General features: G+C 51.6%; 13 protein-coding genes and 1 tRNA gene. 1 reads left to right on the forward strand and 13 read right to left on the reverse strand.

Going from position 1 to position 16,643, the window contains the following annotated elements; all coding sequences use genetic code 11:
* Positions 1 to 467: 467 nt before the first annotated feature.
* Positions 468 to 722: a transposase gene (locus BUA24_RS06890; protein ID WP_178138742.1), complete on the forward strand. Its 255-nt coding sequence runs from the start codon at positions 468 to 470 to the stop codon at positions 720 to 722.
* Between the two features lie 762 nt (positions 723 to 1,484).
* Here BUA24_RS06890 and BUA24_RS06895 read toward each other — a convergent pair.
* From BUA24_RS06895 to BUA24_RS06955, 13 genes are all read right to left on the reverse strand, one after another.
* Positions 1,485 to 2,351, reverse strand: coding sequence for a serine hydrolase domain-containing protein (locus BUA24_RS06895; RefSeq protein ID WP_084660285.1), 867 nt, complete (start codon positions 2,349 to 2,351; stop codon positions 1,485 to 1,487).
* A 22-nt stretch (positions 2,352 to 2,373) separates the two neighbouring features.
* Positions 2,374 to 2,456: transfer RNA gene (locus BUA24_RS06900), tRNA-Leu, on the reverse strand.
* Between the two features lie 82 nt (positions 2,457 to 2,538).
* On the reverse strand, positions 2,539 to 3,012 hold the full coding sequence (locus BUA24_RS06905) for a DUF501 domain-containing protein (RefSeq protein WP_072790424.1): 474 nt from the start codon (positions 3,010 to 3,012) through the stop codon (positions 2,539 to 2,541).
* Positions 3,013 to 3,019: 7 nt separating this feature from the next.
* Positions 3,020 to 3,745, reverse strand: coding sequence for an SRPBCC family protein (locus tag BUA24_RS06910; RefSeq protein WP_072790427.1), 726 nt, complete (start codon positions 3,743 to 3,745; stop codon positions 3,020 to 3,022).
* Positions 3,736 to 4,314 carry a nucleotidyltransferase family protein gene (locus tag BUA24_RS06915; RefSeq protein ID WP_072790429.1) on the reverse strand — a complete coding sequence of 193 codons (579 nt, stop codon included), beginning with the start codon at positions 4,312 to 4,314 and terminating at the stop codon, positions 3,736 to 3,738. The genes BUA24_RS06910 and BUA24_RS06915 overlap by 10 nt, the downstream gene beginning before the upstream one ends.
* Positions 4,311 to 5,522 (reverse strand): XdhC family protein, encoded by a 1,212-nt coding sequence (locus BUA24_RS06920; RefSeq protein ID WP_072790432.1) that lies wholly within the window; start codon positions 5,520 to 5,522, stop codon positions 4,311 to 4,313. Before BUA24_RS06920 ends, BUA24_RS06915 begins: the two co-directional genes overlap by 4 nt.
* Positions 5,476 to 6,615 carry a vWA domain-containing protein gene (locus BUA24_RS06925; protein WP_072790434.1) on the reverse strand — a complete coding sequence of 380 codons (1,140 nt, stop codon included), beginning with the start codon at positions 6,613 to 6,615 and terminating at the stop codon, positions 5,476 to 5,478. The genes BUA24_RS06920 and BUA24_RS06925 overlap by 47 nt, the downstream gene beginning before the upstream one ends.
* Before the next feature lies 1 nt (position 6,616).
* Positions 6,617 to 7,558, reverse strand: coding sequence for an AAA family ATPase (locus BUA24_RS06930; RefSeq protein ID WP_072790436.1), 942 nt, complete (start codon positions 7,556 to 7,558; stop codon positions 6,617 to 6,619).
* A 120-nt stretch (positions 7,559 to 7,678) separates the two neighbouring features.
* Entirely contained in the window at positions 7,679 to 8,491 is an 813-nt protein-coding gene (locus BUA24_RS06935) for an FAD binding domain-containing protein (protein ID WP_072790439.1), read from the reverse strand.
* Positions 8,492 to 8,523: 32 nt separating this feature from the next.
* Positions 8,524 to 10,899 (reverse strand): xanthine dehydrogenase family protein molybdopterin-binding subunit, encoded by a 2,376-nt coding sequence (locus BUA24_RS06940; protein WP_072790442.1) that lies wholly within the window; start codon positions 10,897 to 10,899, stop codon positions 8,524 to 8,526.
* The gene (locus BUA24_RS06945; RefSeq protein WP_072790445.1) at positions 10,896 to 11,369 is read right to left on the reverse strand and encodes a (2Fe-2S)-binding protein; all 474 of its coding nucleotides are present in this window, start codon (positions 11,367 to 11,369) and stop codon (positions 10,896 to 10,898) included. The genes BUA24_RS06940 and BUA24_RS06945 overlap by 4 nt, the downstream gene beginning before the upstream one ends.
* A 126-nt stretch (positions 11,370 to 11,495) precedes the next feature.
* The gene (locus tag BUA24_RS06950; RefSeq protein WP_072790447.1) at positions 11,496 to 13,478 is read right to left on the reverse strand and encodes an acetate--CoA ligase; all 1,983 of its coding nucleotides are present in this window, start codon (positions 13,476 to 13,478) and stop codon (positions 11,496 to 11,498) included.
* An 839-nt stretch (positions 13,479 to 14,317) separates the two neighbouring features.
* Entirely contained in the window at positions 14,318 to 16,579 is a 2,262-nt protein-coding gene (locus BUA24_RS06955) for a xanthine dehydrogenase family protein molybdopterin-binding subunit (protein ID WP_072790450.1), read from the reverse strand.
* Between the last annotated feature and the right edge of the window lie 64 nt (positions 16,580 to 16,643).

Consider the following 16,643-nt stretch of genomic DNA (forward strand, 5'->3'; position numbering starts at 1 on the left):
TGGATTGGTCTTTGGTCCACGTTTTCGCGAGAGTGCCTTTGCACTTTGTTGGTCAATCACCCGTCTCCACTTAGGTGATCTGGGAGGAGAATAGTCCCTCACGCCGCAACAGCTCACCTTTTTGTCCCTGGGGACAAGAGTCATACTCCTTTAGGATCCTCGCCTTGTAGCTCGGAGAGAGTACCCGTCTTGTTGCTTTGGGTGGGACCGTCACCTCTTGGGTTGTTCTGTTCTCCACGGTTTCATCGTACGTAGCCATCTCAACATCTCAGCCTTCTCGCCCTCATTAACTTATTGTTCAATCTGCGTACACACTGATATTGAGACCTAGGGTGACTCCTCCTATGTAAGCCCGTAACTGGCGATGGGCGTCTCTAAAAGTCGACAGCGCTACTGAGGAGCCCCCCAAAAACTAATCCACCCGATATGTGAGTTTTGCCTCCGAAGTAGATATGGAGGAAAACATCATGAAATCCAAGCGACACACCCCAGAACAGGTGACTAGAAAGCTTGCCGAGGGCGACAAGATGTTGAACGAAGGTAAAACTGTTACCGAGGTTGCTCGTCACCTAGTGGTGATAAAGACCACTTGGCATAGATGGAAGAACACCTACGGGGAAGTGAAAGCAACAGATGCCAAGAAGCTCAAAGAGCTCGAGATGGAAAATCGCAAGCTCGAGATCATGGTGGCTGAACTCAGCCTAGACATGGCCATGATGTAGCAGTTAGCAACTTAGAAAGTTCTAGCCCCAATCCGTCGAGGTAAGCGGCGCCTTGGTTGTTGCTCAATCGGTTCGGCGCATCAAAGGAGAAGAGTGTGTACAGTCACCGGTTAGCTACCGTCGACCCAGCGATTGATCCTCAAACGGCGAAAGGACAACACCGACGCTGAGATCACGAAATTACTACATACCCTTGTCCTACTCCTCCTTGGTTGTGAGGCTCCTGCAAAGCGTGACGATCCCATTGCCCCCGCCTCTCGCCCTTTAGCCGTTCTCGCCAATGGCAGCACCAAAGAAGGGCCGATGGTGAGACGATCTACAGCTTTGGCACCCTGCCTGCCCACCTTGGAACCCTTACCAAAACAGGGTTGCCTTTACCAAAGGAGTAATGACCGAGCAACTCTCGGTGCCAAACCTCTCTAAAACACAGAGTCTTTGAACTCAGTGGACCGCCAGAGCCCCTATCACTATTTCAGGAAAGTGATCCGAACAGTAAGACGCATCCCCGACAGACTATCTAATTTAGGGTACTATTGCTCGGGAGATTAGGCGTAGAATTGGGATATTACCGACAAGATAAAGTAAGGAGATCGATTCACATAAGAGGCGGACTATGACCACGGTGCCCTATAGGGGAACCCACCAGAGGGATTACCAAATAAATCAAGCACACCGTCAAGATCTTCTCGCCCATGTAGAGACATCTGGAGCCTATTGTTTCTTGGGAGCCTTCTTATGGAGGCCACTGGAAATATAGAGACGCTACGATAGCTGAGCTACGTACTCACTTAGCTTAGGCCACAGCTCTTTAGACCACGAGCCAAAATCTCTGCTCGACAAAAAGACCATAAAGCGCTCTATCTCAGGATCCACCCAGACTAACGACCCTGACCGGCCAAAGTGCCCGTAAGTGTATCTTGAATTGGATACTCCACTCCAGTGCGGACTCTTGGAGTCCCTTATCTCAGCTCCCAATCCCCACTGATTATCCTTCATTAGCCCAAATCCAGGCAGCACTCCTGAAATTCCGGGGATGTAGGGAGTTGAGAGCAGTGAAAGTGAACGATAAGAGAGAAGTTTGGGCCCCGTCATCGCCTCGACCAGCATAACAAGGTCATCCACAGTCCCAACCAACCCTGTCGCCGCTCCGTTGCCACCGTTCACAAAGTGCTCCGAAGAAAAGTTAGTACCCTTCATTCCTGCAGGGACGATAACTGCATCCATCACATAGTCTTGGAACCTCATAGAGGTCACCTGTTCGAGATGGAGAGCGAGGATCTCATACCCCAAGTTGGAATATATCCGCCGTCTTCCTACGGGTGAGATGAAGGAATGATCTTCAGCTGTAAGCGACGGAACACCGTCAGGTGCAATACCGGAAGAGTGAGATAGAAGCGAAGCCACAGTAACGCATTTGCCCTGTAGCACTTCATCTTCAGGTGAGACGCTTTCATCATCTACCGCCACCAAGAGAGCCAAGGCGGTAACAAGCTTGGTGACAGAAGCGAAAGGAGCTTTGAATCCGCCTTGCGACGAGAAATCGATCGACACTAATCCGTCTTTAGATATCTTGCCAAAGGCTAGTGCAAAGTCAAAACCATCCTCGATCGAAAGATCGTTGAAGTTCACCTTGCCCCCAAATCTTCACCAGTACCCGAGGCGGGACTCGAACCCGCATGGCCTTGCGGCCCGGGGGGTTTAAGCCCCCTGCGTCTACCATTCCGCCACCCGGGCGGGTAACTAACAAATACTATAACCTACCAACAGCGCTATGGCGGTAGTTCCCCCGATAGGGAAAGACTTCCGATTAAGGAGCTTAGGGGTTCAGAGAGATTTTCTTGGCTACCCACTCCCCAACAGGATTAAAGCCACCAACCAAGTAGTAAGCGAGATGAGAATGAAGGCACTTAACTCCGTTTTTCGCCCCTCCAACCCCTCCTGCAGCCAGATAACGATCTCCGTAGTGTGCTACTAGGGAGTTTCGTCCCGCTCGATAGGCATTGTGGATCGAAGGAAGAACACTGCTAAATACACGCTCCGCCTCAGATACACCACCTTGGGATTCGAGCCGACCTACAGCCCTTATCAGATCTCTGTCAACCAGCCAAAACCAGTCCGGGTTTGGATATCCGCTGGGGCGTATAGGGAAAGATTCTATGACTAGGGCTCTACCTTTTTCACTACGAAGTGCCACCCTGAAAGGAATGGTTGGGGCTCTGCCAATCAGTTCCCCAACCTCGGAACCCTCACGTTCACTCGATACAAAAGCTGCTGGAATCTCAAAATCCATGGAGACTCTACTTCCTCTTCCTCCTCCTAAGGAGTACTCCCAGTACGACTGCGACCGCAAATACCGGAAGAAGTCTTTTTGCGACTGGTTTTGCAACCAGCGAAAGTGCGTTTAACTCCTTCCCTTCCTTTCTCTCGTGCCGCTCGGCCATAACCTTATTTACACTACGGACGGTCGTTTCATCGGCTAGATTTGAATCCTTTACCTCAGTCAAACTCTCTCCAGTTGCGCCTTCAGGTAGTTTGAGCTCTTCCGTCCTATCACCTAGAGCATCAGAGCTTCCACCTTTCACCCCAAGAACCTCTTCCTCAAGGTTCTCGACGAACTGTTCGACCAGTTTCTGACTTACATCGGCAAGCACTCCTCGTCCAAACTGTGCAACCCTTCCAGAGATGGTGAGGTTAAGGTGGATTTTACACACCGTCTTGCCGTCTACCTCGGTAAGTTCGGCGGTAATATCAGCTGTCGCATTACCCTGGCCCTTGGTATCGCGTCCCTCTGCACGCAGCACTGCACGATGCGCCGTGTCGTCTTTTTCCGCAAACCTTAGCTTTCCCCTGTAGGTGGAGGTTATGGGACCGACCTTGATTTTTACAGAACCGACATAGTCCTCCCCCGACACCTCCTCTAGCTTTGCACCTGGCATGCAGGGAGCGATCTTTTCCAGGTCGGTTAGCGTCCGCCACGCTTGCTCGAGCGGAACGGAAACCGTAAACTCATTATTTATCTCCATCGCTTTAAGTCCTCCACCGTGTCGATGTCGTAGTGCGATCCCTCGCACTCAATACACTCCACCATATCCTGCATTACCCTAAGCAAGTTACGCGCGCCTTCATCCCCTGTCCTTGGTAGCTCATCAAATAACTCTCGGCCTATCCGCACTGGGTTGCGACGCATTCCGTTGTAGCAGGCCATAGCGAGTTGAGATCCTCTCTGTGCCGCAAGCAGACTCCAACAAGAACTAGTCACAAAGGGCTGGTCTCCCAACCCCACTACAATAAAGTCTGCGTCTACCTCTCGTGCAAATGACACCCCCAAATGCAAAGAGGTACCCATACCGTCCCTCCAACAGTCGTTATAGAGTAGGTTCATACCCGTTGGAACAAAGGGTGACAGATCAACGCATCCCTGAACCACGATCTTGTACTTCAGATTCTCCGACCTGTAAAGGGCCAAGATCGACCTTGATACAATAGGCGTGCCTTCTATCGAACTAAGAAGTTTATGTTGTCCACCCCTGAAGCGGCTGCCCGACCCAGCCGCCAGGAGAACCCCCACGCCGGTTTCGTCTCCGCTCTTCATTGATCTTTGTGAATGCGTCCTTGACTTCGTTGAAGATTTGGAACAGCTTTACCTTCCCGGTTCGCAATGATCTCTGCTACGATTGAGATCGCTGTCTCCTCGGGGGTGCGGGCACCGATGTCTATCCCTATAGGTCCGTGCACTCTTGAAGATATCTCATGTTCGCTCACTCCAGCTGCCACGAGCCTCTTAACCCTTTCATCGTGGGTTCTTCTAGAACCCATGGCTCCTATGTAACCTACTTCGGTTTCAACAGCCGCGCAGATAGCAGGAACGTCAAACTTGGGATCGTGAGTTAACACACACAGCGCATCCCTCGGTGAAAGCGCAGAGCCAACCTTTTCTAGGTAGCGATCTGGCCAGCTCACGACTACCTCATCTGCAAAGGGAAAACGTTCACTCGTCGCAAACAATGGTCTCGCATCACACACGGTTACCTCATATCCGAGTACTTTTGCAACCCTGGCTAGAGCAGCTGTGAAGTCGACTGCACCAAATATGATCATCTTTGCCGGCGACGCATAAACGTCGTAAAGTACTCCTACCTCTTGAGCTCTGGACTGACCCAGACGCCCGTAGTGTCGTCTAGAGCTCTTTCCGAGTGACAAAAAGGCAGCCGCATCCCGAGAGACCACCCGATCAAGGTCCGGATTGCCTAAACTGCCTATCAAGGTGCCATCGCCTCTGACTAGCATCTGAGCTCCCACCTCAGGCAGGCGAACCTTTTGGTTCATCTCTGAGAAGTACTCAGAGTCCTGGCTCGTCCCATCTGCCGCAAATACCGTCGCTAAGACAAACGGGGTTTTGTTGTCGAGCAACTTGGCTACCTCTTCGAGGTGGTTAGGTGGATTTGGCTGAACCATGATGTGCAAGGTTCCACCGCAGGTGAGTCCCACAGCAAAGGCCTCATCGTCGGAGTATCCATACTCTAAGGTACGCGCACAGCTAATTGGGGTCGTCGTAGAAGCCACTACACCCAAAGAGCGCGTCAGAACTTCATCCGCACCTAAAGCTGAAAGCGCCTCAACAACTACAGCTCCCTCAACACAGCCGCCAGAGACCGATCCAACCACCTCAGCCTCTTCACTTACCGCCATAGTGGCACCAATGTCTCTAGGGCTAGAACCCTCCGTACCTACCACGGTGGCAAGAGCAAACCTCTTACCTTGTCGCTGCCAACTTAGGACCGTGTCGATTATCTCCCGCATGACTGATCACCTCTACTAACTTCTCCAACGAGTCCAAACAGTGCCCGTCCAAAAACTCATCGACATAAGGAAGAGCTGCGGACATACCTCTGGTCAGAGGTTGGTACCCTGGCGTTGCCTTAAGTGGATTCACCCAGATGACACTGTGTGCAACCCTTGCAAGCCTCTCCATCTCTTTCGCCATAACTTCAGGATCTCCCCTATCCCATCCATCCGACAAAAGCACAACGATCGACCCCCGAGCTAGGCCCCGCACTCCGTATAAAGAATTGAAAACCCCAAGAGACTCTCCAAGGCGAGTTCCCCCAGACCAGTCCTTGACGGCATCCGCCGCCCTTTGCATTGCAAGTTCGAGATCGGATCCATAAAGCTCCTTAGTTATCCTGGTTAGACGGGTGCCGATGGTAAACACCTCAGCACTGGCTCCCCATAAGGAGGCTTGAGCAAAGCGGATAAGAACTCTGGAATAGGGTTCCATTGACCCTGACACATCACACAATATCACCAACTTTCGCTTACGCAAGCCTTTGGATTTCCTAGCCATAGTTATCGTCTCGCCATCGTGTCTAATAATCTCGGCTATCGACTTGCGCATATCAAGCCTTCGGCCTACCGGTGACCGTCTCTCCCGAAGCGATCTTCGCATCGGAGGCGAGAACTTGATCTTTCGTATGAGGTCCAAAATCTCGTTCGCCTCCTTCTCATCCATCTCTCCGAAGTCCTTATGCCTCAGAACCTCTCGAGATGAAAAACGAAGTGTCTTTACCTCTTCACCTTCTTCTAACGCTTCGCCGCCATCGGTGGGTTCTTCGTCATCTTCGATCAAAATCGTAACCGACTCTTTCTTAACCGCAGAGGCTGAGGCGTGAGGTGCCACCCCAAAGTACATCTCGAACGCACGATTGAATCTATCTAGATCAGCGACCTTGAACAACAGGGTCGAGCGTGCCGCCCAATACACCTCCTCCAGGTCTCCTAGATCTAGCAGGGATAGCGATTTAGAGAACAGCACCGATGATGTAACGGGGACGCTTAGTCCGGACTCTCGTAGCGTGCTAGCGAAGCCAAGCGCAATCTCAAGAGGCGTAGCCACCTTACTTTACACGCTCCAACGCCGTTCGTATCAAGCTCGAGAGATCAAGGTCCTTGACGCGAGCCTCGTCCTCTCTGTACTTCACCAAAACACCTAGGGTCTTGGCAAACACTTCTGCATCGATCTCGTCACTTCCTAGAAGGGACAACGATCGCGCCCAATCGATGGCCTCTGCGATGCCGGGAGGCTTATACACTCCAAGTCGCCTGACCTCCTGAGTGATGGTGGCTACCTGGGATACCAGCACCTCACTTACCCCAGGTGCTTTTCTCTTTATGATTTCAAGCTCTCTATCAAAAGAAGGATGCTCAACCCAGTGATATAGACAGCGACGTTTCAAAGCGTCATGCACATCTCTAGTTCTATTGGAGGTAAGAATCGTAATGGGAGCCCGTTCAGAAGTCAGCCTACCCAACTCCGGTATCGTCACAGCGTTCTCAGACAAAATCTCCAAGAGGTAAGCTTCAAATTCGTCGTCCGCCCGGTCTATCTCGTCTATTAGAAGAACTGGCGGGAGCAACTCTGAGTCTTTGACGGTATAGTTCTCACTGTCCAGTGCCCTAAGTAGAGGGCGTCTCACCAAAAAGCGCTCCGAAAAAAGCTCGTCTTCAAGCTGTTCGAGGTTTTCATCTGACTCTACTCCTCGGACAAGCTCTCTGGTTCTGATATGCAGAAGCTGTCTGGAGTAATCCCACTCGTAAACGGCCTGTGATACATCGATACCTTCATAACACTGAAGTCTGATCAGCGGAACACCCAGCCAAGTAGACACAGCCTTTGCAACCTCTGTCTTTCCAACGCCGGCGTCGCCTTCTAACAACAGCGGACGCTCAAGAGCAATTGCTAGGTAAAGTGCAGTAGCTAGACCTTCGTCCGCTACGTAGTCCTGTCTATCTAGAACTTCTACGAGTTCCTTAGGACCGCTAACCCCAAAGTAATTCATCAGCTAAAACGTCCTCATCGTTCAGGTCAAAACATACAACCATCTCCACGGTATCGGGGCAAAAAGAAGATTGAGCCTCGAGTAACAGTTCCCGAGGCTCAGTCCCGACGATAGTCCGACTTAGGAGAGTTCCTCTAAGGCCCTTCTGGTCAAGACCTTAGCCAAATGAACCCTAAACTCCGAACTTGCATTCAAGTCAGAGGGCGGTTCAATACCTTCAGCAGCTCTCTCGGCCGCTTCCTCGATCGTTGCACCAGACCTCAACGCATCCTCGCAACCTGTTGAGCGAAGCGGAGACGACCCCATGTTGACAAAGGCAACCTTGGTTGAGCCATTTTTTACCGCTGCCACGCCTACAATTGCCCAGTCCTGTGCCCTCCGATTGAACTTCTTGTACGACCATGAAGAGACTCCTTTAGGAACCTTTATCTCCACCAAGAGCTCGTCTGGACTCAAAGCTGTCTCCAAAAATCCCTTGAAGAACTCCTTGGCCGGAATCTCCCGTCGTCCTGAGGGGCCTACTGCAATCATTGAAGCGTCCAATGCAAGAAGTGCCGCTGGAAGGTCAGACGCACCGTCTCCATGAGCAACAGATCCTCCTATGGTGCCCCTGTGGCGAACCTGAGGATCACCCACCAAAGATGCGACGTAGGACAACATCGGCAGCTCTGCTTGAAGAAGTTGTGAATGTTCTACTTCAGTGTGTCTAGTAAGCGCACCGATAGCGAGATGATCCCCTTCGTCTTTGATGTATGACAGATCATGCAGTCCACCGATATCCACTAGTAGCGATGGAGTCGCAAGGCGGAACTTCATCAGAGGCACTAGGGAGTGACCGCCTGCTATGAACTTCGCCTCTTCATCAGAGGCTATCTTCTCCAGGGCGTCGTCGACACTGAGCGCCCTCACATAGTCAAATTTAGATGGATACAACTCTATGCCTTTCTAGTTAGCGAAACGTTTTACTAAGATGCCACAGCGTCTTGGATAGCACGCCACACTCGCTCCGGCGACGCTGGCATCTCAATGTTTGTGACTCCAAGGTGGCTTAGAGCATCGACTATGGCGTTCATAATTGCTGGAGTAGATGCTATGGTTCCCGCCTCTCCGATACCCTTTACACCAAGCGGATTCGTGGGACTTGGCGTTACCGTCTGACCCAACTCGAAGCTTGGCATCTCAGCCGCAGATGGAACTAGGTAGTCCGCCAACGATGGATTGAGCAGGTTACCATCTCTGTCGTAGACAGCCTCTTCGTAAAGGGCCTGAGCAATGCCTTGAACAATTCCTCCGTGAATCTGACCTTCAACTATGAGCGGATTTATCTGGTTCCCACAGTCGTCGATCGAGAGATACCTCAAAAGCTCTACCTTCCCAGTCTCTTCATCCACCTCTACTACTGCTAGGTGGGTGCCATAAGGGAAAGTAAAGTTGGGTGGATCCCAACTAACGCTGGCTTCCAAATTGGGTTCCATACCATCTGGCAGGTTATGAGCCGTAAAGGCTTCAAACGCCACACCAGCGAGAGGCATGACCTTCCCAGGAACACCTTTGACACTGAAGACACCGGAGGAGTACTCTAGATCTTCCTCCGAGACCTCAAGCTGGTGAGCGGCTAGCTTCCTCGCCTTGTCCAAGACACGTTCAGTCGCTAGGTGCACGGCTGTGCCACCTACAGAGAGCGATCTTGATCCATAGGTGTCCATACCATGAGGCGCTATTGCAGTGTCAGAGTGCAGAACCTCAATGTCCTCTAAGGGTACGCCGAGCTTGTCTGCAACGATCATGGCCCAAGAGGTCTCATGTCCTTGTCCGTGAGGTGCAGTACCGGTAACTACTTGGACCTTCGACGTGGGAAGAACCCTGACCGTGGCTGACTCCCACCCTCCAGCAGAGTAGTTCAAAGAGGCCAGAACGCGAGACGGAGCAAGACCACACATCTCAACGAAAAACGATATCCCGATTCCAAGGTGTCTTCGAGAACCAGATGCCCTGCGTTGCGCCTGTTCTTCTCGAAGCTTGGAGTAACCCAAACGATCCAGAGCTACCTTAAAGTTCGCCGGGTAGTCTCCCGAGTCGAAGACGAGTCCGGCCGGCGAGTTGTAAGGGAACTGTTCGGGTTGAATTAGATTGCGTCGGCGAATCTCTGCTGGATCCACACCAACCTTTCGAGCTAGCGCATCCATGGCTCGTTCTATCGCATAGGTAGCCTCCGGACGTCCGGCCCCTCGGTATGCATCGGTAGGTGTTTTGTTGGTAAAGACACCGACGGCTTTGAAGCCGTAGTTTTCGACGTGATATACCCCGTGATACAGGAAAGCACCTAAAAGTGGAACGCCAGGAGTAACCAGCTGCAGGTAAGCGCCCATATCCGCAATGAGACTTACCCTAACACCGAGAAGTTTGCCGTTTTCGTCCGCAGCGAGCTCTATATTCTGCACCTGCCCCCGGCCGTGTATCGTCGCCTGTCCACCCTCAGAGCGCTCTTCAACCCATCTAACCGGACGACGATGCCTCCGAGATAACGCCAAGCAGAGCAGCTCCTCAGCGTAAACATTTAATTTCGAACCGAATCCTCCACCAACGGAAGGAGCAATAACACGTAGCTTCGTCTCGGCAATCCCAAGAGTGAGGGCTGCCATCACCTTCAAGATGTGCGGTACCTGGGTAGCAGAGTAGAGTGTGTAGTCCCCTCCAATGGGCGATGGAATCGCCAGCACGCCTCTAGGTTCCATGGCGGCGGGAATCAATCTCTGTTGGATGTAGCGCTCACTAACAACGTACTTCGCAGAACTAAATGCTCTCTCTAAGGCTTCTGGGTTCGGGTTCAGCTCCCATACGTAGCTCGTGTTTGTTCCCAAAGACTCATGTACTAAATGAGTGTCTTTAGCCGCCTCTTCCAGATCGACGACCGCAGGGAGTTCCTCGTAGGTAACCTCTATCAAAGCCGCTGCGTCGGCTGCCTCCTCAGCTCCTTCAGCTACCACCACGGCGACAGCATCACCCACGTATCGAACGGTGTCTTTAGCCAAGGGGTAGTGAGGTGGATTCTTCATATCTGCAGTCACCGGCCATGCACAAGGCATCGGACCTGCCCACTCCGACTCTAGATCTGCCGCCACATATACAGCGACAACGCCTTTTGACTCCTTGGCTGCTGTAGTGTCGATCGCTTTGATCCGTGCGTTAGCGGCTGTGGAGCGGAGAACAAAAATGTTAAGGGCTCCTGGCACATCAAGGTCGGCAACGAACTTGGACTCCCCAGCCAACAAAGCTGGATCCTCACGCCGTAGAACCTTCTTACCTATCACCGACGTCCCTTGCTCTGCTACTTGAGTCACGCCTTAACCCCCATCTCGTCGGCGGCCTGAAGAACCGCTTTTACAATATTGTGATAACCGGTGCACCTACAGAGGTTGCCCTCAAGGCCCTCACGAACCTTCCTCTCGTCTAGCCCAGGGTTCTCCTTGATAAGAGAGAGAGAGGCCATTACCATTCCTGGAGTGCAGTACCCACACTGAAGTCCATGGCACTCCTGGAAGGCTCTCTGCAGCGGGTGTAGCGTCCCGTCGGGCTCTGCCAACCCCTCTATAGTAGTGATCTCTGCGCCTTCTGCCTGAACAGCCAAGACGGTACAGGACTTTACCGACTTACCATCCATCAAGACAGTGCACGCTCCACACGATGACGTGTCGCAGCCAACATTGGTTCCTGTCAGCCCTACGTCTTCCCTGATGTAATGAACCAGTAGACGGCGAGGTTCGACGTCTCTTTCGTACTCAACCCCGTTTATTTTCATGGAGACCTTCATCTCGGTATATCTCTCCTTTTAGTCATGCGAAAATCGTCCGCCTAAGTGAAACTATCACAATTTCAACGAAAATGTAACGACGTGTTCGATAGTTGTATAAACCTTACGACGCTTATCTAAGTCCAGCTAGTCTCTCTCTTGGAGCTCCGACTTGATCTTGTCTAAAACCTCAGGATCCTCTAATCCTGTAACGTCTCCACTTGAGTCTCCTTCCACAACGATCTCTCTAAGTAACCTTCGAACAATCTTTCCCGATCTTGTTCGGGGCATCGCTGAGAGTATGTGTATCCGTTTAGGTCGCGCGATCGGACCAATCTCTTTCACCAACTGCTCCGCTAACTCATGTTCGCTAACTGAGGACACTCCTTGTGCCAGCGTGACGAAACCCACCGGTACCTGACCTTTTGTGTTGTCCTCCACACCAACAACTGCGGCTTCTCCAACTTGAGGAAGTGAAAGCAGAGCGCTCTCCATCTCCATGGTTGAAAGCCTGTGTCCAGATACGTTTATGACCCCATCGACGCGCCCCACAACCCAGATATGTCCGTCTTGATCCACAAGGGCCGCATCTGCAGTGTCATAGTGGTCCCCTCCAAAGCGAGAAAAGTACTGAGCTAGGTATCGACCGTGATCTTTCCAGATCGTCCGACACATAGCAGGAAAGGGCTTATCCATCACCAGGTAACCGACCGTTCCTCGACTTACAGCCTTCCCATCATCATCAACGACTGCGTAGGAGTGACCCGGCAAGGCAACGCCACAAGACCCAGGCTTGGCTGGGGTAACGCCCACAACAGAAGAAGCCCAGGCACTTCCAGTCTCGCTCTGTCCATAGGTGTTATTAATCTCCATGGATCCCCTACCGATCTTCGATTGAACCCAATGCCACGTCTTGGCGTCAAGAGGTTCACCCACCAAGGCTACCAACTGTAATTTAGACAGATCCTTACCCTGGATCCAGCTCTCTCCGTATCGGGCTAGCATCCTTAGTAAGGTAGGGGCAGTGAAGACCTTGTTAATCGCATACTGCTCAATTATTTTGTAGAACCGGTCGGGCTCAGGAAAGTCGAGCGCTCCTTCGTAGGCCACCATGGTTGCACCGTTTGCCAATCCGCCAACCAGTTCAAAGATGGGAAAGGTAAGCCAGCCAGTGTCAGCAGTGCACCAGTACACGTCGTCGGGACCGAGATCTAAAGACATCTTTACGTTGTGATAAGTTCCCACAAGAAAGCCGACTCCGCTGTGGACTAAACCCTTAGGCTTCGCCGTGGTGCCAGAGGTATAAATTATGAATCCCGGATCGTTAGCCTCGACCGGCACTGGATCAAAGCCCGGTTCAAACTGTGAAACAAGATCGTCCCAGTAGAGATCTCTACCCTCTCGCATCGACACAGCTTCATTACCGGTTCTGCGGACAACGACTACCTTCTCAACGCTCTCCAACTCACCAAGCACCGAGTCCAACGTGCTTTTTAACGCAAGTAATTTCCCTTTTCGAATCGCCTCGTCAGCAGTTACAACGACTTTTGCACCCGTGTCTGCCACTCTGTCCGCCAACGCCCTTGCGGAAAATCCTGCAAAGATTATGTTGTAGATAGCTCCTAGTCTAAAGCAGGCGTGAACAGCCGCGAATGTCTCAAGAAGATTTGGGAGATAGATTGCAACCACATCTCCTTTGGTCACACCAAGCGAAGATAGAGCCTTAGCAAACTTGGTAGTTTCAGTGAGGAGGTCGGCATAAGTCCATACCCTCTCACTTCCATCCTCTCCTATCCATACGATCGCTCTTTTTTCGGGGTCCTTGAGAGCATGCCGATCAATACAGTTATAACTAACGTTCATCTCTGAACCAGGAAAAAACCTGAACCCATGTTGAAAGTCCCCCTCCAAATTCACCTTGGGTGGCCAATTTGTCGTCCAGTCAAGCTCGTTAGCGACACCTAACCAGTACTCGCCAACGTCACTGATCGAGCGGGCATATACAGATAGGTATTCATTGAAGTCCTTGAACTCTAAAGGATTTCGTCTCGCCAAGTGGACGCTATCAAGGCGGCTCTCTTTGACCATAGGGGGTAGGTTGGGTAGCACTAAGTCATGTCTGTTGGACATTTCACTCTCCTAGCTGGTGCTTAAGTGGACAAGACAGTAAGAGGATATCAAAGTATCGGTCCGCTTTCAACGAAATTGAAACGTCCTCGCACGATAGCGTCACCTCTACCACTAATGGTCATAGCTTCGCACAGGCTCTACCTCATCAGCGTCGAAGATGAACCAGGTGCCCGAGATCTGCGTCCTGGCTTCCTGAGAAAAAATACGTGAGTTATGTAGAAACTACTCCAACCAGGCAGGTCAGACACTACAAACATCTCGAACCAGGCGTATCTAAGAGAGATACGGGGAAACAGCAGCGCCTGCCCAGCCCTTACCAAAGCCCTACCATGCATGAACACAGTCTTCGTAGAGGTGGAGACGCCAATTCTTAGAAACTCTGCAGCAAGAGACCAGATCTACACCTCCGCCTTAATGTGCGCAGGATGGCCCTAAAGGGTCAAAGCAGACGTAGATGTCACCTTGAGTCCTACCTCTCCAAGCAAACAATCACCACGACACTCCCTCCTCACCAAGGCAAATGAAGCTCCTACAGCTTGGTTGGGTTCGAAAAATCAGAATTGGTTAGCCGTCTTTGATGTCTAAATTGGGACTTTTTCTAGGGGTCTTGCCCCCTTTTGAGTACACATGAACAACTACATTCTCCAGCGCTGCTTTGAGCACTTCAGGGTCTCAAGACATCTGAGCTATCGTCAAGTCCTCGACGCTACCCGCCCTTCGACAAGTGAAGAACTAAAAGAATTAGAAGAAGAAATCGTCAAGTCCTCGACGCTACCCGCCCTTCGACAAGAGAGCTTTTGGGTCGATCCGACCAGGTTGTGTTAAGGGCAGACGTTCCCTTAGCCCTGGGAGTCGACTATCGCTCGCCAGATTCTCATAGGAGTAAGTGGCATGTCTATATGTTCTACTCCCAAAGGCGCCAAGGCATCCAAAACTGCGTTGTGCACAGCAGGAGTAGAGCCAATGGTCCCGGACTCACCGATACCCTTAGCACCCAAAGGATTTAAATAGGTAGGAGTCTCCTGATGTACAACCTCAAAACTCGGAAGCTCTGCAGCCGAGATAAAGGTGTAATCAGCTAAGTTGCCCGTCTGAGGATTCCCGTCTGGGTCATAGGAGAACTCTTCAAACAACGCCTGAGCAACGCCTTGTGCTATACCTCCGTGCACCTGTCCTTCCGCAAGCAACGGAGCCACGATCTTACCAGCATCATCAACGGCTACGAACCGCAGAAGCTTAACCTTGCCGGTCTCTATATCCACCTCAACAACGGCCAAGTGTGCACCGAATGGGAACGTGGAGTTCGCAGCTTTAAAGTCTGTCTCGAAAGCAACCTTCCTGCCTAGTTCAGATGCTTTTTCGTAGATCTGAGCATAGCTCACCTTAGAAGCCGGAACGCCTGCTACCGCTAGCCCGCTTCCGTCCTCCGAGACCACGATGTCCGATGGACTTGCTTCTAACATCTCGGCTGCAACTTCTTTAGCCATGCTTAGGGCGGCGACTGAAGCTTCATGCACCGCAGCCCCACCAAGCTGAAGCGATCTGGATCCGAAGGTTCCGACACCATGGGGAACTACGTCGGTGTCTCCGGTAATCACCTCGATCTTTTCAAGAGGTATCCCAAAGATTTCTGAGGCCACCATAGACCAAGCCGTTCGGTGTCCCTGGCCGTGCGGCGAAGTTCCGGAGCGAATGAGAAGCCCTCCTCCTTCGGTGAGCTCGACCCCACCGAACTCTGAGCTTGGGAAGGGATTAGTTATCTCCACATATGTGGATACTCCAATTCCAAGCCTTTTGGTGGCGTTGTGCAGAATACGTTCTGCTTGCTCTCGGCGCAAAGATTCATAGTCAGAGCGTTCCATGAGCTTTTCAACTGCACCTAAATAATCTCCCACATCGTAGGTGGCGCCAGTGGGGGTGTTATAGGGAAACTCATCCGCAGGTATAAGGTTCACCTTACGCACCTCAACAGGGTCTAAATTCAGCCTCCTTGCAAGCACGTCGAGCGCTCTTTCAATTGCCTCGGTAGCTTCCGGTCTTCCAGCTCCCCTATAAGATACGATCGGAGTGGTGTTGGTAACGACAGATGTCGATCTGAACTCAACCTTTGGGATCTTGTAGATACCCGGAGCCATCGTCTTGGTAAGCATAGGCAGAAACGCTCCAACGTTAGGATACGCACCGGAGTCCTGGATAACGTCGGCTCTATAGGCTACGATAGTTCCATCTGACTTCGCCCCAAGGGTCAGAGTTTGAACCTGGGCCCTTCCATGTCCAAGCCCGAGCATATTTTCGCTACGAGTTTCAACCCACGCCACCGGCTTTTCCAGTTTTAGAGCCGCCCATCCTAGGAGTATCTCCTCGGGGTACTGAGTAGCCTTTGCGCCGAAACCCCCTCCCACGTCTGGAGTAATCACGTGAACCTGAGTGGCATCAAGGGATAACGACCTAGATAGCTCCGCTTTCACAGCATGAGGGGTTTGGGTGGATGCATAAAATACCAGACGTCCGTCTTGATCAACGTAGGCCATCGCAGCTCTTACCTCAAGCGGCGCCGGCGCAAGACGCTGGTTTCTCAGCTTCAAAGTCACGATCACATCGGAGCCGTCGAAGAACGAGTCATCAGTTATCTCTCCGAAAGTAGTAACTTTATTTGAACCGACCTCGTCGTAGATCACTACTTCATCAGAGAACGCTTGCTCTGGATCGACCACTACGGGAAGAGGCTCATAGTCGATAAAGATAGCCTCTTTTGCATCAGCAGCGACTTCGTATGACGTGGCAACCACCATTGCAACTGGTTCCCCGACGAACCGTACACGATCTTTTGCCAGGAAAGGCCTGTTCATAGCCGGCTTATCGCGAAACATCGATGCCATAGGAGCTAGTTCAACATCGTCTGCTGTGTACACCGCAACAACACCACTAATTTCCCGAGCCTCCGTAACATCAATCTCAAGGATTTTCGCATGAGCGACGGTCGATGTTACGTAGCTGACATAGAGCATCGCTTCTCGCTTCAGATCGGCGACGTACTCCCCACCTACGCTAAGTAACTTTGGATCCTCTAACCTAAGGACCTTGTTCCCAAGAATCGACAATGGAGTTCCTTCCTAAAGGGGTTAGATGTTTTGAGCGACTCCCGCTTACAAGACGATCCTAACA

Source organism: Ferrithrix thermotolerans DSM 19514 (assembly GCF_900128965.1).
GTDB lineage: Bacteria > Actinomycetota > Acidimicrobiia > Acidimicrobiales > Acidimicrobiaceae > Ferrithrix > Ferrithrix thermotolerans.

What these genes read in the sequence shown, in the direction of transcription:
- BUA24_RS06950 (WP_072790447.1), bottom strand. Translation starts at nt 13,478, where the DNA reads ATGTCCAACAGACATGACTTAGTGCTACCCAACCTACCCCCTATGGTC.
- BUA24_RS06915 (WP_072790429.1), bottom strand. Translation starts at nt 4,314, where the DNA reads ATGAAGAGCGGAGACGAAACCGGCGTGGGGGTTCTCCTGGCGGCTGGG.
- BUA24_RS06905 (WP_072790424.1), bottom strand. Translation starts at nt 3,012, where the DNA reads ATGGATTTTGAGATTCCAGCAGCTTTTGTATCGAGTGAACGTGAGGGT.
- BUA24_RS06910 (WP_072790427.1), bottom strand. Translation starts at nt 3,745, where the DNA reads ATGGAGATAAATAATGAGTTTACGGTTTCCGTTCCGCTCGAGCAAGCG.
- BUA24_RS06930 (WP_072790436.1), bottom strand. Translation starts at nt 7,558, where the DNA reads ATGAATTACTTTGGGGTTAGCGGTCCTAAGGAACTCGTAGAAGTTCTA.
- BUA24_RS06945 (WP_072790445.1), bottom strand. Translation starts at nt 11,369, where the DNA reads ATGAAGGTCTCCATGAAAATAAACGGGGTTGAGTACGAAAGAGACGTC.
- BUA24_RS06890 (WP_178138742.1), top strand. Translation starts at nt 468, where the DNA reads ATGAAATCCAAGCGACACACCCCAGAACAGGTGACTAGAAAGCTTGCC.
- BUA24_RS06920 (WP_072790432.1), bottom strand. Translation starts at nt 5,522, where the DNA reads ATGCGGGAGATAATCGACACGGTCCTAAGTTGGCAGCGACAAGGTAAG.